The organism is Psychrobacter sp. van23A (assembly GCF_030845275.1).
Classification (GTDB): Bacteria; Pseudomonadota; Gammaproteobacteria; order Pseudomonadales; family Moraxellaceae; genus Psychrobacter; species Psychrobacter faecalis.
In genome coordinates, this window is sequence record NZ_CP132595.1 from 2,933,384 (window position 1) to 2,959,423 (window position 26,040).

Sequence of the window (26,040 nt, forward strand, 5' to 3'; positions counted from 1 at the left end):
TCTCAAAGACTTACAGCAGCAATAAGCTAAAAACTGACCCGAATCGCTAAATAAAACAACATCAATGAGCAAGCCATCGAAAGCACCCAAAGAATAGAGCGAAAGGTCGCTAAATTGGTAATATAGGCCACGCAAAACCCAATACGAATCAGCACATAAAGCCAAGCGATGGTATTAATTATCAACTGCGGTACAAAAAACAGCATTGCAACCAATACTGCCGCCAAAAATATAGGCAAGGTTTCATAGCTGTTTTGCTGGGCAGCATTGGCCCGCGCGGCCGCTCCTGTCGTCCCTTGTAAGAAATCACGCGGGTGGGCATTGTCAGCAAAATTAAAACCACCAAGCGCTTTTGCTGTCAGCGCCATCATCAGTGGCAGCAGACTTGCCACCACCATCGCCCAAATAGCCGCTGCGGCACTATCGGGAATCAACCCAAAGAATAGACTCATCAGTATACTCGTCCCTATCCTGCAATCACTTCAAAATCGTGAGTCACATTGACGCCGCCCTGTACCAGCATCCGACTGGCTGAGCAGTATTTTTCGGCCGACAATTTGATGGCTTTTTCTACTTGGCTTTCTTTGACCTCTTGTCCGGTCACCACAAAATGCATATGAATGTCGGTATAAACTGCTGGAATGGTCTCAGCACGCTGAGCGGTCAGCTCACAACGTACATCGGTCACTTGTTGGCGCGACTTTTGTAAAATTGCCACCACATCGTAGCTGGCACAGCCACCAAGTCCTAATAAAATTAGCTCCATAGGACTGGCGCCCTTTTCTTTATCAGCATCGATTTGGACGTTATGTCCTGATGGCGACACACCCATAAAGGCTTTATTTTCTTGCCACGTGACGCTTGCTTTTGACTCTGACATCTTAGATATTCCTTGTTTTAATTGCTACGACTTTGAATGCGCATGCTTCTTAATTCATATGCTTCTTAATTCATATGCTTCTTAATTCATATGCTTTTTAATTTGACATGATTTTTAGTTTGAATAGTAAAGGTTTCTTATTTTCTGAAATACAATCTCTTTTTGAAAAATACTGTCTTTTATTAGTGTAGCATAAGCAAAAACCAGATTTATGACGCTCTTTCCTCGTTTGCCTTTTCTTGTTTACCTTTTATAAACCGCTACCTTATTTATGCTTTAACAATAATATTCGATATTTAAGTATTTATACACCTATCGTTACCGCGACTTATCATTGTTAGAAAAATCTGCGGAATTTACTTACAAAAGTAGAATTATAAGTTACTGATTTTAAAGGATTAATCTTGTGAAACATTTTATAGCAAAATACTGTTACACATTTTGGTTGTTTCTTGGTTTAATAACGGTAATGAATCTTATTTTGTCATAGTACTGATGGTCATCACCCTATAATAACTATGATTGCTGTCGTTGTACCTTGTCGAAATAAGCTATTTTTAAACAATTTAAAAGGGTTTAGTCATGATAGATGCAGACGGCTTTCGCGCCAATGTCGGCATCATCTTGGCAAATACACAAGGGCAAGTTCTGTGGGCAAAACGTATTGGTCACAACGCTTGGCAGTTCCCTCAAGGCGGCATCGACCGCGGGGAGACGCCGATGGATGCGATGTATCGCGAGCTCTGGGAAGAGGTCGGTTTACATCCGCGTCATGTCGATCTACTGGCGGTCACGCAAGATTGGTTGCGTTATCGTTTGCCAAAACGCTATGTGCGTCATGGGCAGTACCCTTTGTGTATTGGGCAAAAACAAAAATGGTTTTTGCTGCGCTTAGATGAGCCGAATACTCAACACATCCGCTTTGATGAGGGTAAACCAGAATTTGACCATTGGCAATGGGTCAGCTACTGGTATCCACTCGGACAAGTGATTCATTTTAAACGCGGGGTATATCGTCGCGCCTTGCAAGAATTGGTGCGCGAACTACCGCTTAAACAAGAACTGATTATTCCAGAACAAAACAACCATTTGTTGGTGGAATAAGTATTCAAATAGAAAACAAATTCCCCTATTGATAGCTATTATTCATAGGGGAATTTTTTTATGTTAGATTTGCCTATGCTGGCATTCACGGCTAATAAGTGCTGCTTTGATTTTTTTGTCTGAACTATCTTCTTTACGTAAGGTTAAAATACTTTGCGTCCGCGTTCCATAGCTTGGCATGGCTGTTTTATTCATACTACTTAAATCAGCAGATTCAATATAAATGGAGGACAGTGCGCGCTCAATCTGCTTAGCGACACCTGTTTCGGGTAATTTATTTTCTGGCGCTGGCGTATTATCTGACATCACGGCAAACGCCGCTGCTTGCCAGTAGTCAAGGGCGCTGTTCTCGCTAATCAATGGCAACACCTCTTGGCGTAACCGACCGCGTAGGCGTTCGGTTTTAAACCACCCTTCTTCTGGCTGACCATTGGATATTACGTACAATCCAGCATATAACGGCGTTGGTGCATGACCACGATTATTGACAATCACCGCTTGCGCCGTATCGCCAATAACAAGGTTAAAACCTGCGTAATCTTGCAAACTGATTTGTCGAGCAAATTCCAATGGGTTTAAAGTGCTGGTCAAAAAATCGGTGACCAATTCGCCACGTGAGCGCTCATCATTACTTGCTTGTACGCCATCACGAAAATTTAACACCGCCGCCCAGCGCCCGTTTTGGTCGTAAAAATCGCCATGTTGCTGTTGATGTATGCCAAGCCATGTGCCGCCACTTTGCTTATCGCGCCCTGCATAAATAGGCTTATCCTCCCATTGATGCAGCGGCGCTGTTGGACGCTGTAAAAACTCATCACGGTTGGACAGTAAAACCAACGGCAACTCATCAAATAACTGCCAAGCAATGGCGACGATACACATAGTTTTCCTTGATATAAATATTAAATTACCAGCGCTTAGTTGGTACTCAGCTTTTTATCGGCAGGGTAGCTGATTTGATACGTCGATTGCAGCACTTGTGATTGCTTACTTGGTAAATCAAATTCCCAAGCGACAATACCTTTATGGTCATTCCAGTCTTTTTGGCTAATCGCTGGGGTGTGCGCCGACGTGACTTTAATATTGTCATCACTGCTCACTGGCTCAGCACTTAACACTTGCAAGCGTACGCTGCGATTGTGCTGATTGGTAAATTGATATGCTTGAGTGATGGTTTTGGTTTGTTGACGGTTAAACACGCCTTTATCGCCTTGTTTATTCTCATCGGTCAATTGCTTCACCAGCAAACTTGGGTCAATACCGAAACCAATACCCTGCTCTTTTAAATTTTGATAATTATAGCGCGACTGCCCGACATAGTTATCATCACGGTATAGCTGCAACGAGCCATCAGCCCAAGCAGGCGTCAAGAACGGCGCGGATGCATACCAATAAGCGGCGGTCTCGGCACTTGGTGTACTGCGTAGCCAAAGCTTACTGGTGCCAGATTGCTCATCAATGACCGTGCGTACGCGCCTGCCATCACTGGGAATACTCACACGCTGCGGCAAGCGATATTCGGTGATGCCATTTTTGTTTTGACTACTCACAGTAAAGCTCGGTAGTGGCGGCATCTCTGCACCGCCGCCATAATTGTCTCTTGCAGAAGCAACAACGACAGGCGATGCTTCCATCTCCATCATCGGCGCTGCATAACGAGCCAATTTAGCTTGTTGCTGCTCTTCATATAATGACAAGCGCTCAACGTGTGGCAGCTGACTGGTAGTCGTTTGATTGGGATTTACGCTGCTTAAAATAACAGGCACGTTGCTCCAATTCTCGCCGGTTCGTTGAGCGATAATGGCGGAGGCGGTAATATTCAGCTGCTTGCTGTCGGTATTTAAGCGCGCTTGATAGGTCGGCTCCCAACTGGCGCCACGCACCTGATAATGTAGTTTAACGGTGCTTGGCGTGCGACTGGCGGTGCGAACACTAACCTGGGTCACGCTATTCTGTTTTGAGGTCGTACTGCCCGCCAGCAGCTGATTGAGCGCATCTTTTGTTTGTGCTTCGCGCTGCTGTAGCTCAACAATTCTTTTATTAATATTGGCTGCTTGCGCCTCTAAATCGCGGGCGTTATTGGCCAATGTGCCAGCCGTATTAATTTGCGTGACCTTGGTCAAATTTTGCAAATAGGCTTTGGTTAAGCGTGCCGCTTCTAATTCAGCACTGATATCGGCAAGAGTGTTTTTCTGGACTTGTACTTTGGCATCGCCTTGATATTGGCCGTATTGACATTGCGCCGCTTGCTCAGCGCTCAAGGTTTCGATACTGACTTCACCGACGTTAACATTACCTAGTGCTTGTACGCTAATGCTATCAGCGTCAATGTTCGGCGATAAACAAGAAAAGACCAGCGTTTGCTCGCCACTGCCGTTGATTGGCAAGGTACGCGTGACACTGGCCAAGCCTTGATAAATAGTGATGTTCTCAATATTGCTCAACGCTGCTTGTGCACTAATAGGAATACATAGCGTCAAACCTGAAGCCATGATGCCGAGCAAGGATAATGTTGGTAAAGGCAGCTGCATAAGGATTCCTTAGAAATTGAAGCACTTTTTTTCATCTTATCGGTTTTTGCTCCGATTTGCTATTGATTCCATGTGCCATTCCCTTCATCCATTTATTTATCGATAAACTTATCATAGTATTCGCAACGGATGAATTTTGCTATTATGGGCCACATTCCATTATCAATAATATGATACCTTTATGATGATTCATCCTCAGTTCGACCCCGTAGCGCTGTCCTTGGGGCCAGTAGAAGTGCACTGGTATGGTTTAATGTACTTATTGGCCTTTGCCGCCGCTTATGGCCTTGCATGGTATCGCAGTAGCAAACGCGATGGCTGGACCACCGACATGGTGTCTGATTTGGTCTTTTTTGGTGCCCTTGGTGTCATTTTGGGCGGCCGTATCGGCTATGTATTGTTTTATCAATTTGGAGAATTGCTACAAAATCCTGCGTATCTGTTTAGGGTATGGGAAGGCGGCATGTCGTTTCACGGCGGCATGATTGGCGTCTTATTAGGCATGTTATATTTTGCCCGTAAATATAAAAAGACCCCTTTTCAGGTGCTCGATTTTATTATTCCCTGTGTACCAACAGGTCTGCTGTTTGGGCGTATCGGCAACTACATCAACGGCGAGCTATGGGGCCGCGTCTCAGACGGTGGCTATAATTGGCTGACTTACTTTCCGCAAGCCGCGGCATTTGATGCGCAGCAATTACAAACCAATCCTGAATTACAATCGTTAATGCTTGAGGTCAATGGCCAGTATTTATTGCCGCGTCATCCATCGCAGCTCTACGAAGCGCTTGCAGAAGGTCTGCTGCTATTTATATTTTTATGGTGGTATTCCTCAAAACCGCGTCCCCGTATGGCAGTCTCGGCTATCTTTTTATTAGGTTACGGTCTTAGCCGCTTTATTATCGAGTTTTTCCGTCAGCCCGATGCCGACCAAGGCTTTATTTTACTCGGCTGGATGACCAAAGGCCAAATATTAAGCGCACCGATGATTATTATTGGCCTAATCATGCTGGTTTATGCCTATAAACGCGGTATTTATGATTGGGGAAAACAGGCGGCTTATTAAGCATTAATTACCAAGTAAGATATTAAAAACACGTTTAAATATTGAATGCTATATTTGAATCAGGCAAAAGAGTAGTTTTATGACCAGTAATTATCATAACAGTAAAAATGAGCAAGCCTATTTAGACTTGCTAAAATATGTCATGACGAATGGCACTGAAAAAGGCGATCGTACTGGCACCGGTACGCTAAGCTACTTTGGTGCGCAGCTACGTTTTGACTTAGCCGATGGATTTCCCTTATTAACCACCAAAAAAGTCCATTTTAAATCGATCGTTTATGAGCTCTTTTGGTTTTTAAGTGGCAGTACCCACGTTGATTATCTGCAAGAAAATAACGTGCGTATCTGGAACGAATGGGCGACCGCTGACCAAACCGCGCGCTTTAATCGTCCTGCTGGCGACTTGGGTCCCATTTATGGTCATCAATGGCGCAATTATGGCGCCACCAAGCGTGAAGACGGCAGTTATGACAACGATGGCGTCGATCAAATCACTGAGGTGATTGAACAAATAAAGACCAATCCCAACTCGCGCCGCTTAATCGTCTCTGGCTGGAATCCAAAGGAAGCGGATCAAGTTGCGCTGCCGCCTTGCCATACCTTATTTCAGTTCTTTGTCGCGGACAATAAACTGTCCTGCCAGCTTTATCAGCGCTCAGCGGATTTATTCCTTGGTGTGCCGTTTAATATCGCCAGCTATGCCTTACTAACTCATATGGTGGCGCAAGTATGCGGCTTAGAGGTTGGTGAGTTTGTTTGGACGGGCGGCGATTGTCATATTTACCAAAACCATCGTGAGCAAGTTGAATTGCAGTTGACGCGCTCGCTGTATGAGCTGCCAACCTTAACCCTAAACCCTGACATTAAGGATATTTTTGCCTTTACCTTTGACGATATCAGCGTTGAAGGTTATGAGTCGCATCCAGCTATTAAAGCCAAAGTTGCCGTCTAAATTTAATCGCTTTACTTTTAAAAGACCATAAAAAGGATAGGTTATGAGCTATGCCAATACCGAAGTTGCCCAAATCGCGGCCATCAGTCGCAATCGCTGTATCGGCAAAGGGAATGATTTGCCGTGGCATATCTCAGCTGACTTGCAGCATTTTAAAAGCATGACGACCAAACAAAGTGACGGCGCGATACAAGGTATCGTCATCATGGGTCGCAAAACCTTTGAGTCGATGGGCAGCAAGCCGCTACCAAAACGTATCAGCTTTATTATCACGACCCAACTAGACTACGCCGCGCAAAATGGCTTGGTCGGTAGTGAAAAAGCATATGTGATGCATAATTTAGACGATGCGCTGACCCAAGCGGCCAGCCTTGCTCATGGTGCGCACCTTGATACCATTTGGGTGATTGGCGGCGAGCGGGTCTTTAGTGAGGCAATGATGTATACCGACCGCGTCGAGCTGACGCATGTCGATACTGATATTAAAGATGGCGATGCCTTTTACCCTGAGCTGCCAAACGAGTTTGTAGTCGCAGCAGAATCTGAGCAAAAACACGATGAAAAAAGTGGCTTAGATTTTAGGTTTGTGACTTATAAAAGGGAAGCTTAATTTCTTTTATCAACTACTTAAAAGGAGAAACAATCTATGGAAAATTAAAAAAGCCCAGCAAAACTAATTGCTGAGCTTAAAAAACTTTTATATAAGATAATCGTGGAAATATAATCAACGTTTAGCTTACTTATGAGTTTGTTTACCTTGGGGAAGGTCTACATACTTTATAGTAATTGCTAATAGATGTCTATGTCTGCACGGTTATGAATTTTCTATCATAATTATGGAGATCATTATGATCATTCAATGCAATTATCCTAAAGCTGTGCATGTTCGTTGGTATTGGCGCTATCGATTTAATCGTTGGGAGCGCGTTTGCGAGCACTGTCGCAGCTATCCAAATCAACAGTTAAGTTTTGATTTTAACGTTTAAATATTATTTAAATAGTTTTCTTCTAAAAAAAGACCGCTGTCCTAAGATAGCGGTCTTTTTTCATTAATTTTTCTACTCATGCAGCACTTTATAAATCGTTTTTGCTAATACCGGACCAATTCCCTGCACGCCAGCCAGCTCCTGCTGCGATGCGCCAAGCAATTGCTGCATACCGCCAAAGTGATTGAGTAAGTCACGGCGGCGCTTTTCGCCAAGCCCTGGTATGACTTCTAGCACCGATGAGGAACGGCGTTTATCGCGCTTTTTACGGTGCGCGGTAATGGCAAACCGATGCGCTTCATCGCGGATATGCATCAATAAATGCAGCGCTTTGCTATCCATCGGCAAGTCAAGCGGCTCGTGATCGATAAAGTGCAATACTTCCAAGCCTGCTTTACGCCCTTCACCTTTTGCCACACTAATGAGCAACGTATCATTGAGAATACCCAACTCTGTGAGTACTTCTTTAGCAATACCAAGTTGACCTTTACCACCATCAATCAGCAATAAATCCGGCAATGGCTGCTTCTTATAACGCCGCGTCAGCACTTGCTTCATCGCCGCATAGTCATCACCACCTTGGATATCATGAATCGCATACTGACGATAATCACGGCGACGCGACCCACCTTGGTCAAAGACCACGCAGCTACCGATGGTCGCTTCGCCCATGGTATGTGAGATATCAAAACACTCGATACGGTCAATGGTTCGATCGGTAACGTCGGCGAGGACGTCTTTCAGTGCACCAAAGCGCGCATGCAACTCTAGATAATCGCCAAGCTTGGTTTTTAGGGCGTTATTGGCATTGAGTTTGGCCAAATCTAACCATTCAGCGCGGTGCTCACGGACGTTGGTTTTAATGACCGTCTTACTGCCAAAGTGGGTAACCAGTGCTTCATTGACCGCTGTTTGATCCGGTAGCTCATGGCTGAGTATAATTTCAGCTGGCAAATCATCGGTTACTTGAAAATAAAACGAAGTAATAAACGCCGATAAATTATCCGCAAGTGGCTCACTGCTATCGATATCGGGAAAATAGTTTTTACCGCCAAGCACGCGTCCGCCGCGCACAGTCAGCACATTGACGCAAGTCATGCCCGCCTGACTGGCAATCGCAATCACATCCGCCTCACCTTCTACGGTATAAACGGCTTGCTTCGCTTGTACTTCACGCAGCATAGAGAGCTGATCACGATAAAAAACTGCCTTTTCAAAGTCTAAGGCTTCCGCTGCGCTCTCCATCTTTTTAATTAACGTCTGATGAATATCACTTGAATCACCTTTTAAAAAGCGAATGGTATTATTAACGTCCTCGGCGTATTCTTCTGGCGACACCAAACCAACGCAGGGCGCACGGCAACGCTTAATCTGATACTCAAGGCACGGGCGCTTACGCTGTTTAAAAAAAGTATTGGTACATTGGCGCATTTGAAACATTTTTTGCATGAGCACCAGCGTCTCTTTCGCCGCATGAGCCGATGGAAACGGCCCAAAAAAGCGACCTTTTTGGTGATTGCCCTTACCGCGCCCATAAGCCAATCTTGGATAGGGCTTATCCGCTGAGATAAACACATAAAGGTAAGATTTATCATCGCGCAGTAACACATTATAAGGCGGACGATGCTCTTTAATCAGGTTTTGCTCGAGTAATAGCGCCTCAGTTTCGCTACGAGTAATAATGGTTTCGATATTATGAATCCGCGCCACCAATGCCCGCGTTTTTGGATGGACAATGGTCTTAGCAAAGTAACTGTTGACACGACTTTTCAGCGATTTGGCTTTGCCAACATAGAGAATATCGCCATTTTTACCCAGCATTTTATACACCCCTGGCAGATTTGGCAGGCGCTGGATTAAATGCTTTAGGCGGGCTTTTTTATCGTCGACGGGACTCGATGCGGAGACATTGACCATAGAATTTTTGACTCTTAAATTAGGGCTTTAACGTTAGTACAGAGTAAAAACAGCACACTGTAAAAACGTAAGTAATATCATATTTATGGGGCAACAGCGGGCATTTTGCAAGCCTAAAATTGGCTTAACCAAAGTCATAAAAAAAGCCAGCATCGAGGCTGGCTTTTTATGGAAAACGTTAAAAATCTAGTGACGGAAGTTTGGCAAAAGCGCTGGAATACCGGGCAACATGCCGACGATAGCCATCACTGTGGTTAAAATGACAAAGGTCACCACAGGAATAATCCAGCGACTCATTTTTGTTAAGCTGGCACTGCGCTCTTTTGAACCAATCAAGCCTAAGTTATCCAGTACCAAAGTAATCGACCAACCAAAGGCTGGATTGACCAAGGCAGAAGCAAAGACGACAATCGCCGCAGACTGCGTGGTTTTACCTTCGCGGGTCATCTCCATGCCCGCTTCAAGTAGCGGGATAAAGACACCAACAATCAATGCCACACACATTACCGGCTCCCAAATGGCTAAATCCATGGGGTAACCCCAAACACCAGCAATAATACAGAATAATCCCGTTAATACCGCACCGGCTGGAATAGGACGCTTCGCAATTGCCGCTGGTACAATATAGGTGCCCCATGAAGAAGCGAAGTTAGCACCGCCAAGCACAGAGCCTGCCACCTGACGAATAGAGGCGCTGGTCATGGTATCATCAATATCCATCAGCACGCGCTCAGTACGTTTTGGATAGCTTATTTTTTGAAAGACTTGATGACCTAAAAAATCCGGCGACCACATAGCAACGGCCAACACCGCAAATGGCAACACCACGATAAAGCTTTCGACAGTCGGCAAGCCTAACATCCAACCAGTATTTTCGCCCCACCAATACATTGGATTCATATTTGGTAGGCCGGGTGCGGTTTTAAAGGTAAAAGGCGCGCCCATCGCAAAGGCAACACCGCCACCTAACAAACAACTGAGTGGCACTGCAAGCCAGCGTTTTTGATAATTCTCTAACAGTGCATATAAGATAATCGTCAGTAGAATCACCACAAAGGCAATATGTGACATGCCAATGCCCTCTGCCCAAGCAAATAGGTTTTTGACTTGGGAGGTGGTGCCAATAAAGCCCAAATACAGCAGTAAGCCGCCACACACGCCTTTACTGGTCAAGTTTGCCAGCAGACTGCCGCCTTTACTAATGGCAAGTAGCAAACCAAAAGCACCGATTAGTAGACCAAAGGCCATCGGGTGACCACCTGCGGCAACGACGATAGGAATGAGCGGAATCAGTGGGCCGTGCGTACCGGCAAGGTTGGCAGTTGGTAGCAGGAAACCTGAGAATAAAATCACAAAAAACGCCACGATAAGCAATTCATAACGCACGTTTTCTAACACAAAAGCATCGCCCAAACCAAGCGGACCAGCAAAGGTTGCAGCAATGGCGCCCACCATCACCACTTTACCGATGGTCGCTGCCATTGCCGGAATCGTATCTTCATACTCAAAACGATAATCGCGGAACGGCAAATTAGCACGCCAACGTTTTGGTTGCATGATTTGCAGTTCATGATTGAGGTAGGCATTACGATTTTTAAAGCTAGCGCTGGGCTTATGTAACTCTACATAGCTGCTTTGCAAATCGTCATTATCAGAAGAGATTGGTTGCTGCGGGTTGCGCCCTGAGGTGGGAAGCTGTGTACCACTCATCACATTTCCTTATGTCAACTGAGGTTTGAGCGGCGTTATTATCCTAATATCGAGTAAATATTAAACCGCCCAAAACAAAATCCCGCTATTGTAAGACATCGTTAAAGATAATGCGAGACTTTCGCCATTAAAAGATACTACCCGCAACGTTATGAAAAATATTTTTTATGACTCAATCGTTCACACTTAGAAAATGGTAATGAATGCAAACAAGATAATGGCTTTATCGTCGCATTTGCCGTTTCGTTACGCTTTAAAACTGGCGAGCTTCATGGTTTTTCACTATGATAAATATCTTTTTATGACTCATTGCTTGAAAACTTACCTTATAAGCAACAATCCTTGCAGTCATACTTAACTTAATACAATAAAAATAACTCATACCATCAGACTAGCAATATCTAAAAAGGGAATAGGAAATATTGATGAATTTACTGCCTAAAAGACTTGAAACGCTTAAACGTAACGCGAAAAAAAATATCATGCCATTACTGACGCCCTACTTGCTTAAACTGCGTATCAACACTTATGCGCCCTACATCGGCGCTGGTATCAAGATTGAACACATGAATTTAGATCAAGGTTTATGCGTGGTCAGCATGGGCTTAAATAATTTAAACAAAAACATCGTCGGCACCCAGTTTGGGGGCAGCTTATACTCGATGGTAGATCCGTTTTATATGCTGATGCTTATGCACCAATTGGGCAGCAGCTACGTAGTATGGGATAAAAGCTCACATATTGAATTTATCGCGCCGGGTAAGAGCAAAGTCACCGCAAGGATCAAGGTTAGCAGTGCTGAAGTAATCGCTATTCAAGAGTTGGCAAAGGATGGCGAGCCCGTCTTTCGTGAATACAGCGTCGATATCGTCGATGAGCAACAAAAAGTCGTCGCTACTGTTACTAAGACTCTTTATATTCGACTGCGTAAGTACAGTAAGTCTAAAGACCAAACCAGCCGCGTAGACAATATTGAGACCTAAAACATTGAAAGCCAACATGTCACGCAAATCTTTAATGAAAACAGCATGAAAGCAGCAATTAAAGCCTAAATAAAAGCGGCAGAAACAAAAACCCCAATCTGGCATAAGCACAGATTGGGGTTTTGTCTTTTTTGGTATGGCCCGCTTATTTATAAATAAACCTATGAATAAGGGCTTGTATCTACTTTCGCCTTGCCAAGCATCAAGCGTCCAATCAGACGACTAAGCGCAGCAAAGCAAACTGGTTCTTAAATACCAGGAGCAGTATCAACTGCTTTAGGTACGCCAGCGTCAGTTTTTTTGTTTGCAGCTGGACGAGCACCAAGTTTTTCGCGGATACGGGCTGATTTACCAGAACGCTCACGTAAGTAGTATAGTTTCGCACGGCGAACTGCGCCACGGCGTTTCACTTCGATGCTATCAATGATTGGTGAATGCAATTGGAATGCACGTTCTACACCAACACCGCTTGAGATTTTACGTACGGTAAACGCTGAGTTTAGACCGCGGTTACGCTTAGCAATTACAACGCCTTCAAAAGCCTGTAAACGCTCACGCTCACCTTCACGTACTTTTACTTGAACCACAACGGTATCGCCGGGTGCAAAGCTTGGGCGCTCAATCAATTGCGCATTTTCGATGACCTGAACCAATGGATGCTTGTTGCTCATGAGAGTTATCTCCTCACATTAGATAATAGAGGCTTGACGCATATCACCTGTTTGTAATAATGAATCATAGCTATTATTAATATCTTGGATTAATAATAACTACAACGTAAATGGGTTATGACCAACGGCCATGATGCTATGACACGTTTTATTGTTGCTCAAAATATTATTGCTTAACTGTTTATGTTTTTAACCGCTATTAACGCTATTTTTTATCTGCTTTTGCCAATGCTTTGAGCCACTTTGCTTGCTCGACCGTTGGCGTAAACGCTTGCCATAAATCTGGACGCCGCGCTTGCGTACGTTCGACCTGTTGGCTAAAGCGCCACTTAGCGATATTGCTATGATGACCTGAAAGTAGAACTTCAGGGACCGCCAACCCAGCAAATTCATGCGGCTTGGTATAGTGCGGACAATCAAGCAAACCATCGACAAACGAGTCTTGCTCAGCGGATTTATCATCACCCATAATATCAGGCAGACGACGTATCACACTATCCATGAGCACCATTGCTGGTAGCTCGCCACCGGTCAACACATAATCACCAAGTGATATTTCCATATCGACATACTGCGTCAGTAAGCGCTCATCAATACCTTCGTAACGACCACATAATAAAATCATGCCGTCATACTCAGTCATGCTGACCACCCTACTCTCGCTCAGCGTCTGTCCTTGTGGTGACATATAAATCACCGGACAGTGCGCACTGTCGACACGGCAACCGTGCTGACGGGCACGCAGGCGGGCATCCTCAATCGCTTGGGATAATGGCTCAGCCATCATCACCATGCCAGGGCCGCCACCATACGGGCGCTCATCAATACGGCGATAATTATCCGTGGTATAATCACGTGGATTGATGCATTCAATCGTGACTTGCTCCTGAGTGACTGCCCGTCCCGTGATTCCAAACTCACGAATCGTGGCAAACATTTCAGGGAAAATACTAATCACGGCAAAATACATCAGATCTCTACTTGCATAAACACTGCGTGAATGACGTTTTTATCAATCAAAAGAAATTACGATTAATAATCACTTTGCCATGCCACAAGCACGGTTTTCTCAGCCAAATCGACCTCAATCACCGTTTGCTTATGCCAAGGTATCAGGCGCTCCTCGGCATCTAAACTGTCTGACGTTGCCGCGACACGCATGATGTCATGGGCTCCGGTTTCAAACATTTCAGTAATATCGCCTAAGTTTTCGTCCTGCTCGTTTATCACGCGCAGGCCAACCAAATCTGACCAATAATATTCGTCTTCACCGGTTTCTGGCAAAACGTTTTGCTCAACCCAAATGGTCACGCCATTCATGGTCTCTGCAACGTTACGATCAGGGACTTGTTCAAATTGAGCGACAATGCCCGTCCCTTGCTCGCGCCACGCCTTTACAGTTAAAGGCTTCATGCCAGTAGCAGTTTTCATCCACCAAGGCTGCATGTCAAAGATTGCCGTGCGATCATCCGTGTCACTAAATACCCACAGCCAGCCTTTAATGCCATAAGGCTTTTTTAGCTGGCCGATTTTCATAAGTGCACTAGCGTTTGGAACAGATGACATAACGGCTAACCTAACGATGACTAAAACAACAATGATAGATAAAGCAATGACTAAAGAACAAGGGTAAATACAGCTCAATCAACAGCGCTAAGCGCAATCAAAAGTAATAAACAGTTAATGGCGCACCCTGGTCAAACCAGTTACGCTATGTTTTCTAAAGTCTGTTGAGACTGCCATAGACCAGCTATCAGCGCCTCAGTGACGGTACAAACTTAAGCAGTTGCTTCAGTTTGAGCGGCAGACTTGTTATAAGCTTTTGCTAATGAAGCAACGCGATCTGAAGGTTGTGCACCTTTAGCGATCCACGCATCGTACGCTTCCATGTTTAGGCGTACTGCTTCTTCAGACTCTTTAGCGAGCGGGTTAAAAAAGCCAATGTTTTCAATGTAACGACCGTCACGCGCGCGGCGTTGATCAGCAACAACTACTTGATAAAATGGGCGTTTCTTGGCACCGCCCCGTGCTAAACGAATAACAACCATGTGAATTCTCTCTTTCGCAGGTATACCAAAAAGGGCATAATTATAGCACAGTCTTATTTTATTGAAAACATAAACCGTGCTTATTTAATTATTTATTAACAATAGCTTAAATGGCAAAGCATGTAAAATACAATTCAAAATATCTTGTTAATTTATAGCGGCAGAATGCTATTTCAGGTCTGGGTCTTCTTGCAAATTGACTATCGTAAAGCAACCTGTCTTACTATTTGATTATGCTATGCTACCAACAATAGCAGTGATAGAAATCCATAAAACATAAGCTTGTAAGCGCGCATACAGCGAGTTACTTTTTATCTAGATATTTAATTTATAGAGACATTCAATAAAAATACCTTACTTACCTGCTTTAGCTGCCATTTTAAAGAAAATCACCTTACCCATATTTTGATTAATTTTTTGGATATATATGACCACCGCAAAATCACAGCCACAGCGCAAAGGTTGGCTCGCACGCTCCTACTCTAACAGTTGGCTCACCACCTTGATGGTCGCTTTTATCGTCATTATTAGCGTCGGGGTGTCGATTTCGTTTTTTTGGCGCAGTCTGTATTTGCCAGAGCTTAAAAATCATGCGCGCTATCTGACCAGTGAATTACGCTTGATGAACAGCGTCAATAAAGACTGGAAAAATGTGCCGGCCGTCCGGCAATGGATTTATCAGCATTCGCATGTGGTGGTGGTCAATAATCCTAGCGATTTTCCGGTGATAGAAGATAAGGCGTTTGTTGGCGTCTTTACCGATGTATTGCAGCGCGAAATTGGCGCGCAACTGGGTCGTCCAGTAGAGGTATATTTTAAGTTTAAACCAACGCCGCAGCTGTGGGTGCAAGACAGTCGCGATACCAGCTTTTGGATTCGCGAGCCGGTGGTGTATTATTCGCAGTACAGTCCCGCTTTATTAGTATTGTTTTTAGTTGGCCTACCAATTTTAACCTTGCTGACCATTATTTTATTAGCGCGGCAATTAAATCGTCCACTACGCTATTTGCAGCGCGCGGCGACCAACTATATTCGCCTCGGCCACGCTACCACTTTACCGACCCATAATGGTCCCACTGAGATCCGCCAAGTCAATATGGCATTTAATCGCTTATTTACTACCCTCAATCAAGCACAAAAAGAGCGGACGATTATGCTGGCGGGTATCTCGCACGACTTGCGCACGCCGCTGACCCGTATGCGTTTAACCGCTGAGATGCTGCCTGATGAATTTTTTCGAGAAGGTTTGATTTACGATATCGAAGATATGGATGCGATTTTGGAGCAGTTTATTTCCTTTATGAAAGACGGTTCCGATGAGCCAGTGCGCCTGACCAATTTGGACACCATATTTAATGAAATTATGGTGCAATTTGCGCCGCTAGAGTTTATTTATCAATCCGAATGTCAAAAAATGGTGCCCGTGCGGCCAATGTCTATCAAACGCTTGGTGATTAACTTGGTCAATAACGCCAAACGTTACGGCAAACCGCCCATTTATTTATCCGCTACCGTGGTGCCGACATTCATAGAAAAAACGGTAGTAGAAGACAGCGATGTAGTGACTGAAAATGAGGTCAATAAAGAAGCAAAAGAGCAGTTATTGATATGCGTGCGCGACTGCGGTGCGGGCGTCGCAGAAGACCAATTAGAGCGTATCATGCAACCGTTTGAGCGCGGGGAGTCAGCGCGTACTACTCAGGGTAGCGGACTTGGTTTAGCAATTGTCGATCGTATCGCGCGTTTGCATCATGGGACGGTCGAGGCCATCAATCATCCAGATGGCGGTCTACAAGTCTGTGTTCGTATCCCACTTATTTCTAAAGTTGCCGGAGAGCCGCCATTGGCTGCTGATAATGATAAACCATTTAATGCTACTACCAATATAGACGACCAATAAAATAAATGAACGTTAAATAAATAGAAATAACAGACAACATCAGAGTGTGGCTAATAACTGATCGTTATTGGCCACTTTAATAGCCCTACTTTTTAGTACCAATAACTGGAGGAATGTACTCGGCACTATTGCTAAAGGTTAAAGGCTGGGTTATTTCTTGCTGCGCAGCCTTTAGCGTCTCAGTGCTGGTTGGCTGCTGCAAAAATAAATAATACCCAAGCGCTGCTGCGTTCAATACCACTAAACCACCAAATAAATACGGCATCCTTTGCCCTCCTTTACTATTAAGCTCATTTCAATCATTTTAATAAATTATCAATATCAATTTATCGGTCATTATAAAAGATTAAGCATCGAAATCGCGTTCACTTTTTTCTTGCGTCAACTCATCGGCAGCAAGGACTTGGGTCAATGGTTTAATCGGCCAAGTCATGACAAAGCGTGCGCCGCCAAGCTCACGGCTCTCGTCTACTTTCATATTGCCATTAAACCAAAAAGCGATACGCGATACGATAGACAAGCCCAAACCATAACCACCTGAGGCACGTGTACGACTATCGTCCAAGCGTGAAAATGGTATAAAGACTTTTTCACGGTCGGCTTCAGGAATACCGTGCCCATCATCTTCTACGCTGACAAAAGCATTGCCTTTTTTCACTCCCGCACTAATGATAATCGTGGTTTCGGCATAACGTAAAGCATTTCCGGCTAAGTTCTGAATCACCCGGTGCAGGTAACGTCTATCCGCAACCGCTGTCACTTTCGCATTTGGCAGATTGGTTACTATCTTAATCGGTTTGCCTAAAGCATTGGTTTCACGCTCAATTTGCTCAAGCAACTCGCGCAGATTGACCGGTTCTAAATCCAGTTTTGGTGAGCCTTCTTCAAGTTTGGCGTACGTTAAAATCTCATCAATCAAACCATTTAACGCTTCGATATCTTCATCAATATAATCACGCTGCATAAAGCGCGAATCTTCATCATCGGTATCTGCCAGCATATCGACAGCGAAACGAATACGTGCAACCGGCGTTCGCAGTTCGTGCGATACTGCCCGCGTCAGCTCGCGCTGCGATTCAATCAAACGCTTAATATGTGCCGTCATCGCATTAAAGGTCGCGGATAGACGCGCAATTTCATCTTGTCCGATAACCTGCACTTTGATATCAAGATTGCCTTTACTGACTTCGTTAACGCCCACTTGAATCAGTTGCAGCTTGCGCTCTAGCGGGAAAATAAGCGCATACACGCCTAAGCTGATCAGGAACATACTGATCAAAATCATACTGACAATCAGATTGAGCGGGAACCAGTTAAACAAAGGTACCGGCCCGATTAAAATCGCCATATCATTGATTTCAGACGGCACGACCACTTTAATCGACGAATTACTTTTACTGGTATTGGTATCTTGTAATAAGATGACGACCTCATCGCGGCGTAAGCGTGCCATTTGATCGGGGTCTAAATTAAGGGTATTGATCGCTCTAAATTCTAATGGAAAAGAGAATTTTTCTTCTAGTTCTGCCAAACGCGCACGCTTATCGGATAAAGTCGCGTAATAAGACAAATCATCGAGCAAAAATACCGCGATAGCGCGTACTTGCTGCTCGGTCACTTGCGAGATACGTGCGGTTAAAACACTCTCGTTGTCTGGCAAGCGATAATAAACATCGGCGTAAATAGGCTGGGCAACATAGCGAACGACGGTATTGCCTTTTTCAAAACGGCGCAGCTCACTGGCATTAAAATCGACCTCGTTAATAGGCACAATGTTAAATTCTGCGCCAAATAAGCTACTAGCATCCGACAGCCAATACTCACGCTGCGATTCGCTTTCTTGATGGGCAATGCCTTCAGCAACGATATGAAAAGCGCCCGTAGCCATATTTTCGCGGTAAGATTGGACGCGTTCTTTATTGATCGTATCCATCAACAATTGCGCAAATAATGCCACACACAAACAGACAATGAGCAGTCCAGCATAAATACGAACAAAGATACTGTGTTTAAGAGAAGAAACTAATGACATACGTGCCGTGACCAACCTAATAAAAAATTATTGATAAAGGAAGAAGAGAAATTCTTGCAGCGCAATTTATCTCATATAATCAAAATATCCTAAAAACGCTACAGTGTTGCTGATATCAATTTTTTGTAGCCTCTGTCTGCGCAGGCACAGCAAGCAAGAAAAATTGATATTAGCAGTACATGATGTATCGATATTACTTTTCACTCACTATACTATTAATCTAGCATCCATAATTATCGCTCAATTAAACCACATAACGCAGCATTTAAGTTTAAAAATTAAAGTTTAGACCATAAAAAACCAGCTTTACGCTGGTTTTTTATTAAAAAGTATTTTAGTAAAGAGAATTGCATTAACAATACGCTGTTAATTGCCTTCTTTAACGAACAAATAGCCTTTACTGCGCACGGTTTTGATACGTTTAGGATTTTCTGGATCATCACCAATTTTTGGACGGATACGCGAGATACGTACGTCGATTGAGCGATCTTGACCGTCATATTCGATACCCCGTAGACGCTCAAAGATATCTTCACGTGACAAGATACGACCAGCATTAGACGCAAGTAACCATAATAAATCATATTCGGCACTGGTGAAATCAACCAATTCATCACCCAAATTCACTGAGCGACCACCGTTATCGATAACCAACTCACCAAACTCAAGACGCTGCGGCACATCTTCTGATGGCGCATTTTCTGAGCGGCGTAATAAAGCACGGATACGGGCAAGCAATACACGTGGCTGCGCAGGCTTAGCGACATAGTCATCAGCGCCCATTTCAAGACCCAAAACCTGATCCATGTCTTCTGTGCGCGCGGTCAGCATCAAAATAGGATTCTGATAGTGGGGACGTACTTCACGGCATACCGTCAAGCCATCGCTACCAGGAAGCATGACATCAAGTACGACCAAATCTGGTTGTTCATTGACAATACGGCGAATGGCGCGATTACCATCGGTTTCAATTGCCACTTCTAAACCATTTTTAACCAAGTAATCTTGGGTCAACATAGCTAAGCGCTCGTCATCCTCAACAATCAAGATTCGGGGGGTGTTGTCTTCTTCATTCGTTGTCATTGTTATATCCTCTAATACATCTTATTTAAAAGCGGTGAAAATAAGAGCGGTAAATTAATAGCACCGTAACTCAATCAATTTGTAAGCCAATACAGGCAGTGACCGTAACACGGTTACAAACTTGGTAGCACAGTATACTATTAAACACACAGCTTCCTATACTATAGCTTATAGTTGGTAACAAAACCTATAAACTACGTCCTATAAAACGTTAGTTTGCGTCCAAAAATTATACCTCTTATTAACTTTAAAAGGCATAGGATAAATTTTATTCAATCATTCTACTGGTCTTATATCGAACCAACGCTTTAAAAGCCGAAATAATAAATGTCGTTAAATATCGTTAAAAAAGCTAATAAACTTTTAAAAGAAAAAACGTGGTTGCTACGCTCTAATATAACCATATATCTGCGTTGCCGCTAGTCACTTTTCCATCATTTTATGAAAATCAGTTTAGTTTTTGATAAATATTGCATAACCTAGGAGATATTTCAAATATAGGCAAAATATCCTAAAAACGCTACGGTATTGCTGATATCAATTTTTTGTAGCCTCTGTCTGCGGCAAGCACAGTAAGCAAGAAAAACTGATATCAGCAGTGCGTGCTGTATCGATATTACTTTTCACTCACTATAGTAAATGTCTGAGCTATGGCAAATATTAAGCGCTAACTACTAAAAAGCTAACTATTAGAAGAACAGGCATAAAAAAACAGTCCCTAATGGACTGTTTTTATGTTTATAACAAAAACTAAAGCGTAACAATGTGCTAGGCGCGGTTTTTATATTTACGAATAGTCTGCAGCTGGGCGACTGATTCTGCCAATGACGCTAATGCCGCATTGGTTTGTACGGTATCAGATTGGTTGACCAGCATTTGCTCAGCTTTCTTACGTGCTTCAACGATTTTACTCTCATCAAGATTGTGTGCACGCATCGCGGTATCAGCAAGTACGGTGACCATTTTTGGTTGTACTTCTAACACACCGCCAGATACATAAATGACTTCTTCTCCACCGTTAGGTGTTTGTACGCGCATCGGACCGGGTTTTAGCAAAGTAATAAGCGGGGTGTGACCTGGCAATATACCAATTTCGCCTTCGGTACCACTAGCTATTAACATGCTAATTTCGCCTGAATACAACTCTTCACGAGCACTTACGACGCGACATTGTAATGTTGCCATACTTAATTCCTTACCATCAAAGCGCGATCAAAAAACATTAAAAACTGCGATGCGTTACTGAGGAGTAGATATAAAGGTTATATTATACCTACTCGTTAGCCCATACCAATACCACTTACGCTGCAGAAGACTTCATTTTTTCTGCTTTAGCAACAACTTCGTCGATGCCGCCTGCCATATAGAAAGCTTGCTCTGGTAGATCATCGTACTCACCAGCGATGATTGCTTTAAAGCTAGCAATGGTATCGCGTAATGGCACATATTTACCAGGAGCACCAGTAAAGACTTCCGCTACGTGGAATGGCTGTGACAAGAAGCGCTGAATCTTACGAGCGCGATAAACGACCAGTTTATCTTCTTCTGACAACTCATCCATACCTAGAATGGCGATGATGTCTTTTAGCTCTTTATAACGCTGTAACACTTCTTGAACACCACGCGCAACGTTGTAATGCTCTTCACCGATAACCAATGGGTCAAGCTGACGTGAGGTTGAATCTAGTGGATCAACCGCAGGATAGATACCTTGTGAAGCGATATCACGGCTTAGTACCACTGTCGCATCCAAGTGAGCAAACGTCGTTGCTGGTGATGGATCGGTCAAGTCATCCGCAGGTACATATACCGCTTGTACCGAAGTAATTGAACCTGATTGCGTTGAAGTAATACGCTCTTGCAGCATACCCATCTCTTCAGCTAGCGTTGGCTGATAACCAACCGCTGATGGCATACGGCCTAGCAGTGCCGATACTTCAGTACCCGCTAGCGTATAACGATAGATGTTATCAACGAACAATAATACGTCACGACCTTTGCCAGTGGCAGGATCTTTGGTATCACGGAAGTACTCAGCCATGGTCAAACCAGACAGTGCAACACGTAAACGGTTACCTGGTGGCTCATTCATCTGACCATATACCATCGCAACTTTAGATTTGCTAAAGTCTTCAACGTTGACAACACCAGCCTCTTGCATTTCGTGATAGAAGTCGTTACCTTCACGGGTACGCTCACCGACACCAGCAAACACGGATAGACCTTCGTGTTTAAGGGCGATGTTGTTGATCAACTCCATCATGTTGACGGTTTTACCAACACCAGCACCACCAAACAGACCAACTTTACCACCTTTCGCAAACGGGCAAAGCAAATCGATAACTTTAATACCAGTCTCTAGCAGCTCAGTACTGTTTGACTGTTCTGCATAGCTTGGGGCTTCACGGTGAATAGACCAGCGCTCATCTGCTGCGACCGGACCTTCTTCATCGATAGGACGACCAAGAACATCCATGATGCGACCTAAGGTACCCATACCGACTGGTACAGAAATAGGTGCGCCTGTGTTGGTCACTGGTAGGTTACGTTTTAAACCTTCGGTTGAACCCATCGCAATAGTACGTACGATACCATCACCTAGCTGTTGCTGTACTTCTAGGGTGGTTTCAGTGCCGTCTACTTGCAAGGCATCAAAAATTTGAGGAACTTCGTTACGGTCAAACTCAACGTCAAGAACCGCGCCAATAATCTGTACAATACGACCGCTACTCATTGCGTTCTCCTTGAACTTCTGTATATAGTGGGTTTTATAAAGGGTTTCAATTATGAAACAGCAGCAGCACCGCCAACGATCTCCGAGATTTCTCGGGTAATCGCCGCTTGACGCAGCTTATTATAAACCAACTGTAAATCGTTAATTAGGTCACCAGCATTATCTGTTGCCGCTTTCATCGCAACCATACGTGAAGACTGCTCAGAGGCAATGTTTTCCATTACCGCTTGATAGACAATCGACTCGATATAGCGACCAAGTAATTCATCAATCAAGGTTTTAATGTCAGGCTCGTAGATATAATCCCAGCTCAGCTCTGTTTGTATACCACTTTCTTCATCACCAAATGAACCCTCTGGTAAAGGTACCAATTGGTTGACAATCGGTTTTTGAGTCATGGCGTTGACAAACTGGTTATAGACCACATAAATACGGTCTAATTTACCGTTGCTATAGTCTTCTAACATCGCTTGCACTGGCGCGTTTAATTGCTCAAACGTCGGTTTATCACCATAGTCAGTAACGGCTGAAGTGACTTTACCACCGAAGTTTTTAAAGAAACTCACGCCTTTAGCACCAATAACGGCAAACTCGGCTTGTACGGACTGGTCTTGATACTGCTGAATGCTTTTAGATAAAGCTTTGAATAGGTTAATATTCAAACCACCCGCTAGGCCGCGATCTGATGTGATGACGATATAGCCAACTTTATCAACGGGACGCGAGACCATATATGGGTGTTTGTAATCTGATGAGGCATGCACCAAATGCGAAATAACCCGGCGCATACTATCAGCATACGGGCGACCCACTTCCATGCGCTCTTGGGCACGGCGCATTTTACTAGCGGCTACCATTTGCATAGCGCGAGTAATTTTCTGGGTACTTTTAATACTGGTGACTTTGGCACGTATCTCTTTTAAGCTTGCCATAATGATTCCAATATAAGAGGGTTAAAAAGCATGGGCGTATGCAACAATCATTTAATATAAAACACTGAACTTATCGAAATAATGTCTTTACATCTTGTGGCATGACGCAATCTTAGACCTTTATTGGTTAAAATAGCGGCGCGATTATCTTAAAGGAAAATCTCTATACTTAAAATTTTTCAGATAATACGCCACTTTTTGCGCTCTAAAGCAGAGCGCTAACCACTTCAGGTTTAACCCGTTAAATTAATAACTGTGATTTTGTTTAAAGGTCTCTAAAGATGACTTTAAACGACCTGCGATATCATCATTATAATTCGCAGTGTCATCAATCTCACGCATCAATTCACTCTGCTCATCATGCATATAGCGTAAGTAAGCTTCTTCAAAAGAACCAATTTTTTCAACAGGAACGTCTGCTAAGAAGCCTTCGTTCGACGCATAAATAACGGCGGCTTGCTCAGAGATAGACATTGGCTGATATTGTTTTTGCTTCATCAATTCAGTCACGCGCTCACCATGATCAAGCTGTTCGCGAGTCGCATCATCAAGGTCTGATGCAAACTGAGCAAATGCTGCCAATTCACGATACTGAGCTAATGCAGTACGGATACCACCAGACAGCTTTTTGATAATCTTCGTCTGAGCAGCTCCACCAACACGCGATACCGAGATACCAGCGTTGACTGCTGGACGGATACCTGAGTTAAATAAGCTAGACTCTAAGAAAATCTGACCATCAGTGATTGAAATCACGTTGGTTGGTACGAATGCAGAGACGTCACCAGCTTGAGTTTCAATGATAGGTAGCGCGGTCAAAGAACCGGTTTTACCAACCACTTCACCGTTGGTGAATTTTTCTACGTATGCCGCGTTTACGCGTGATGCACGCTCAAGTAAACGTGAGTGTAAGTAGAATACGTCACCAGGATAGGCTTCACGACCTGGCGGACGACGTAGCAATAGTGAAATCTGACGATAAGCAACGGCTTGTTTTGATAAATCATCAAAAACAATCAGTGCATCTTCGCCGCGGTCACGGAAGTATTCGCCCATCGTACAACCTGAGTACGGTGCGATATATTGAAGTGCTGCTGGTTCTGACGCTGAAGCGACCACCACAGTGGTATATTCAAGGGCACCAGTTTGCTCAAGCTTACGTACCACGTTAGCAATGGTAGAACGTTTTTGACCGATTGCGACGTATACACATTTAATACCAGATGCTTTTTGCGCAATGATCGCATCGATAGCCATCGCGGTTTTACCCGTCTGACGGTCACCAATGATAAGCTCACGCTGACCACGACCGATTGGAATCATGGTATCAACGGCTTTATAACCAGTCATGACTGGTTGATCAACTGATTGACGGTCGATTACGCCTGGGGCGATTTTTTCGACTTTATCAGTCATCTTGGCATCGATAGGACCTTTGCCATCAATAGGGTTACCTAACGCATCAACAACACGGCCTAGCAACTCAGGACCTACGGGTACCTCCAAAATGCGACCAGTACAATAGGCTTTTTGACCTTCTTGTAGTTTTAGGAAGTCGCCTAATACTACTGCACCAACAGAATCACGCTCTAAGTTAAGCGCCATTCCGTAGATTTCACCTTCAAACTCAATCATTTCGCCGTACATGGCATCTTCAAGACCATGAATCTGCACGATACCGTCAGATACTTTGACAATCGTGCCTTCATTCTTTGCAGTTGCACCCGCATCAAGGTCTTGAATACGCTGCTTAATCAGATTACTGATTTCCGCTGGATTCAATTGTTGCATTGCCTTGTTTCCTTTAATTTATGATAACCCGCCACTGACTTAAATGCTCTTATATCACGCAAGCTTTAGTAAGCTGCACGGATGATTGGCATTAGGCCGTTAGCTGTGTTTTTAACTGTTGTAACTTGCCACGCATCGAATCATCGATAACTTTGTCACCGACTTTAATCGTAGCGCCCGCCAATAGACTTGGATCAACCGACTCGTGAATCACCACGCTCGCATTGAGCGAGTCAGCAAGACGCGTTTGCAGCGTCTGACGCTGAGCATCAGTTAATGGATAAGCAGAGGTCACATAAGCGTCAAGCTGCTTTAAGCTTATTGCCTTGTGACGGCGATAATGCTCATAAACTTCAGGAAGCAGCGCCAGACGCTCTTGTTCTGATAACTGTTTAACGAAGTTACTAAGTGCTACTGATACTTTAGGATAGCTGGCGTTTTGGTCATGACGAGCCCCTTGGGTCTCACCTAATAACTGCTTAAAAGCAGAATCATTCGCGCTAGCTACTTGCGTATCATAAAGATCGACCAAAGCAGCTGACTTATGCTCAGCAGAAACAGCTGGATTGTCTAGCCAAGTACTGAACGACTTGTCATTGACAACGGTAGCGGCAATAAATAAGAAGTTTTCCCACTCATTTACTACCCCGTTTTCATTGGCATAGTCAAACGCGGCTTTAGCGTACGGTCGTGCTAAGGTTGATAAGTCAGCCATGATAT

The 26,040-nt window shown here is 44.0% G+C and carries 24 protein-coding genes; 6 read left to right on the plus strand and 18 right to left on the minus strand.

The window, feature by feature from the left end; genetic code table 11:
* Positions 1-26: 26 nt before the first annotated feature.
* Positions 27-452, minus strand: coding sequence for an MAPEG family protein (locus tag RAH45_RS12450; protein WP_144297679.1), 426 nt, complete (start codon positions 450-452; stop codon positions 27-29).
* Positions 453-466: 14 nt separating this feature from the next.
* A complete protein-coding gene (locus RAH45_RS12455) occupies positions 467-880 on the minus strand; it encodes an OsmC family protein (protein WP_191690731.1) in 414 nt (137 codons plus the stop codon).
* A 582-nt stretch (positions 881-1,462) separates the two neighbouring features.
* Between RAH45_RS12455 and RAH45_RS12460 the strand changes: the two genes are divergently transcribed.
* Positions 1,463-1,984, plus strand: a complete 522-nt coding sequence (locus tag RAH45_RS12460; protein WP_068403735.1) for an RNA pyrophosphohydrolase — start codon at positions 1,463-1,465, stop codon at positions 1,982-1,984.
* A gap of 63 nt (positions 1,985-2,047) precedes the next feature.
* On the opposite strand, the gene RAH45_RS12465 is transcribed toward RAH45_RS12460, so the two are convergent.
* Complete coding sequence (locus RAH45_RS12465) at positions 2,048-2,866, minus strand: NRDE family protein (protein ID WP_191690729.1); 819 nt, start codon at positions 2,864-2,866, stop codon at positions 2,048-2,050.
* Between the two features lie 35 nt (positions 2,867-2,901).
* Positions 2,902-4,515, minus strand: a complete 1,614-nt coding sequence (locus RAH45_RS12470; protein ID WP_306495328.1) for a DUF4139 domain-containing protein — start codon at positions 4,513-4,515, stop codon at positions 2,902-2,904.
* A gap of 181 nt (positions 4,516-4,696) precedes the next feature.
* Here RAH45_RS12470 and lgt point away from each other — a divergent pair, with 181 nt between their 5' ends.
* From lgt to RAH45_RS12485, 3 genes are all read left to right on the plus strand, one after another.
* On the plus strand, positions 4,697-5,581 hold the full coding sequence (gene lgt, locus RAH45_RS12475) for a prolipoprotein diacylglyceryl transferase (RefSeq protein WP_306495329.1): 885 nt from the start codon (positions 4,697-4,699) through the stop codon (positions 5,579-5,581).
* Between the two features lie 79 nt (positions 5,582-5,660).
* Complete coding sequence (locus tag RAH45_RS12480) at positions 5,661-6,533, plus strand: thymidylate synthase (protein WP_306495330.1); 873 nt, start codon at positions 5,661-5,663, stop codon at positions 6,531-6,533.
* A gap of 43 nt (positions 6,534-6,576) precedes the next feature.
* Complete coding sequence (locus tag RAH45_RS12485) at positions 6,577-7,143, plus strand: dihydrofolate reductase (RefSeq protein ID WP_306495331.1); 567 nt, start codon at positions 6,577-6,579, stop codon at positions 7,141-7,143.
* A 448-nt stretch (positions 7,144-7,591) separates the two neighbouring features.
* On the opposite strand, the gene uvrC is transcribed toward RAH45_RS12485, so the two are convergent.
* Together uvrC and RAH45_RS12495 are read right to left on the minus strand one after the other, a co-directional pair.
* Positions 7,592-9,436 (minus strand): excinuclease ABC subunit UvrC, encoded by a 1,845-nt coding sequence (gene uvrC, locus RAH45_RS12490; protein WP_306495332.1) that lies wholly within the window; start codon positions 9,434-9,436, stop codon positions 7,592-7,594.
* A gap of 186 nt (positions 9,437-9,622) precedes the next feature.
* Positions 9,623-11,146 (minus strand): DUF3360 family protein, encoded by a 1,524-nt coding sequence (locus tag RAH45_RS12495; RefSeq protein ID WP_068403748.1) that lies wholly within the window; start codon positions 11,144-11,146, stop codon positions 9,623-9,625.
* Between the two features lie 425 nt (positions 11,147-11,571).
* On the opposite strand from RAH45_RS12495, the gene RAH45_RS12500 reads away from it, so the two are divergent.
* Positions 11,572-12,129 (plus strand): DUF4442 domain-containing protein, encoded by a 558-nt coding sequence (locus RAH45_RS12500; RefSeq protein WP_068403750.1) that lies wholly within the window; start codon positions 11,572-11,574, stop codon positions 12,127-12,129.
* Positions 12,130-12,377: 248 nt separating this feature from the next.
* Here the strand turns inward: RAH45_RS12500 and rplS are convergent, their stop codons facing one another.
* From rplS to rpsP, 4 genes are all read right to left on the minus strand, one after another.
* Positions 12,378-12,800, minus strand: coding sequence for a 50S ribosomal protein L19 (gene rplS, locus RAH45_RS12505; RefSeq protein ID WP_068403752.1), 423 nt, complete (start codon positions 12,798-12,800; stop codon positions 12,378-12,380).
* Between the two features lie 205 nt (positions 12,801-13,005).
* Entirely contained in the window at positions 13,006-13,770 is a 765-nt protein-coding gene (trmD, locus tag RAH45_RS12510; protein WP_068403754.1) for a tRNA (guanosine(37)-N1)-methyltransferase TrmD, read from the minus strand.
* A 62-nt stretch (positions 13,771-13,832) separates the two neighbouring features.
* Positions 13,833-14,366: a ribosome maturation factor RimM gene (rimM, locus tag RAH45_RS12515; RefSeq protein WP_068403756.1), complete on the minus strand. Its 534-nt coding sequence runs from the start codon at positions 14,364-14,366 to the stop codon at positions 13,833-13,835.
* Between the two features lie 212 nt (positions 14,367-14,578).
* A complete protein-coding gene (gene rpsP, locus RAH45_RS12520; protein WP_068403757.1) occupies positions 14,579-14,848 on the minus strand; it encodes a 30S ribosomal protein S16 in 270 nt (89 codons plus the stop codon).
* Between the two features lie 427 nt (positions 14,849-15,275).
* Here rpsP and RAH45_RS12525 point away from each other — a divergent pair, with 427 nt between their 5' ends.
* Complete coding sequence (locus RAH45_RS12525; RefSeq protein WP_068404246.1) at positions 15,276-16,748, plus strand: ATP-binding protein; 1,473 nt, start codon at positions 15,276-15,278, stop codon at positions 16,746-16,748.
* Between the two features lie 85 nt (positions 16,749-16,833).
* Here RAH45_RS12525 and RAH45_RS12530 read toward each other — a convergent pair whose 3' ends face one another.
* From RAH45_RS12530 to RAH45_RS12565, 8 genes are all read right to left on the minus strand, one after another.
* On the minus strand, positions 16,834-17,013 hold the full coding sequence (locus tag RAH45_RS12530; RefSeq protein ID WP_068404248.1) for a hypothetical protein: 180 nt from the start codon (positions 17,011-17,013) through the stop codon (positions 16,834-16,836).
* Positions 17,014-17,094: 81 nt separating this feature from the next.
* The gene (locus RAH45_RS12535; protein WP_068404250.1) at positions 17,095-18,780 is read right to left on the minus strand and encodes an ATP-binding protein; all 1,686 of its coding nucleotides are present in this window, start codon (positions 18,778-18,780) and stop codon (positions 17,095-17,097) included.
* A 366-nt stretch (positions 18,781-19,146) separates the two neighbouring features.
* On the minus strand, positions 19,147-19,863 hold the full coding sequence (locus RAH45_RS12540; RefSeq protein ID WP_021812806.1) for a response regulator: 717 nt from the start codon (positions 19,861-19,863) through the stop codon (positions 19,147-19,149).
* Positions 19,864-20,631: 768 nt separating this feature from the next.
* Complete coding sequence (locus RAH45_RS12545; RefSeq protein ID WP_068404252.1) at positions 20,632-21,048, minus strand: F0F1 ATP synthase subunit epsilon; 417 nt, start codon at positions 21,046-21,048, stop codon at positions 20,632-20,634.
* Positions 21,049-21,163: 115 nt separating this feature from the next.
* Complete coding sequence (gene atpD, locus RAH45_RS12550) at positions 21,164-22,597, minus strand: F0F1 ATP synthase subunit beta (protein WP_068404254.1); 1,434 nt, start codon at positions 22,595-22,597, stop codon at positions 21,164-21,166.
* 50 nt (positions 22,598-22,647) lie between these two features.
* The gene (gene atpG / locus RAH45_RS12555) at positions 22,648-23,529 is read right to left on the minus strand and encodes a F0F1 ATP synthase subunit gamma (RefSeq protein WP_068404256.1); all 882 of its coding nucleotides are present in this window, start codon (positions 23,527-23,529) and stop codon (positions 22,648-22,650) included.
* A gap of 246 nt (positions 23,530-23,775) precedes the next feature.
* Positions 23,776-25,320 carry a F0F1 ATP synthase subunit alpha gene (gene atpA, locus RAH45_RS12560; RefSeq protein WP_068404258.1) on the minus strand — a complete coding sequence of 515 codons (1,545 nt, stop codon included), beginning with the start codon at positions 25,318-25,320 and terminating at the stop codon, positions 23,776-23,778.
* 91 nt (positions 25,321-25,411) lie between these two features.
* Positions 25,412-26,035, minus strand: a complete 624-nt coding sequence (locus RAH45_RS12565; RefSeq protein WP_068404260.1) for a F0F1 ATP synthase subunit delta — start codon at positions 26,033-26,035, stop codon at positions 25,412-25,414.
* Between the last annotated feature and the right edge of the window lie 5 nt (positions 26,036-26,040).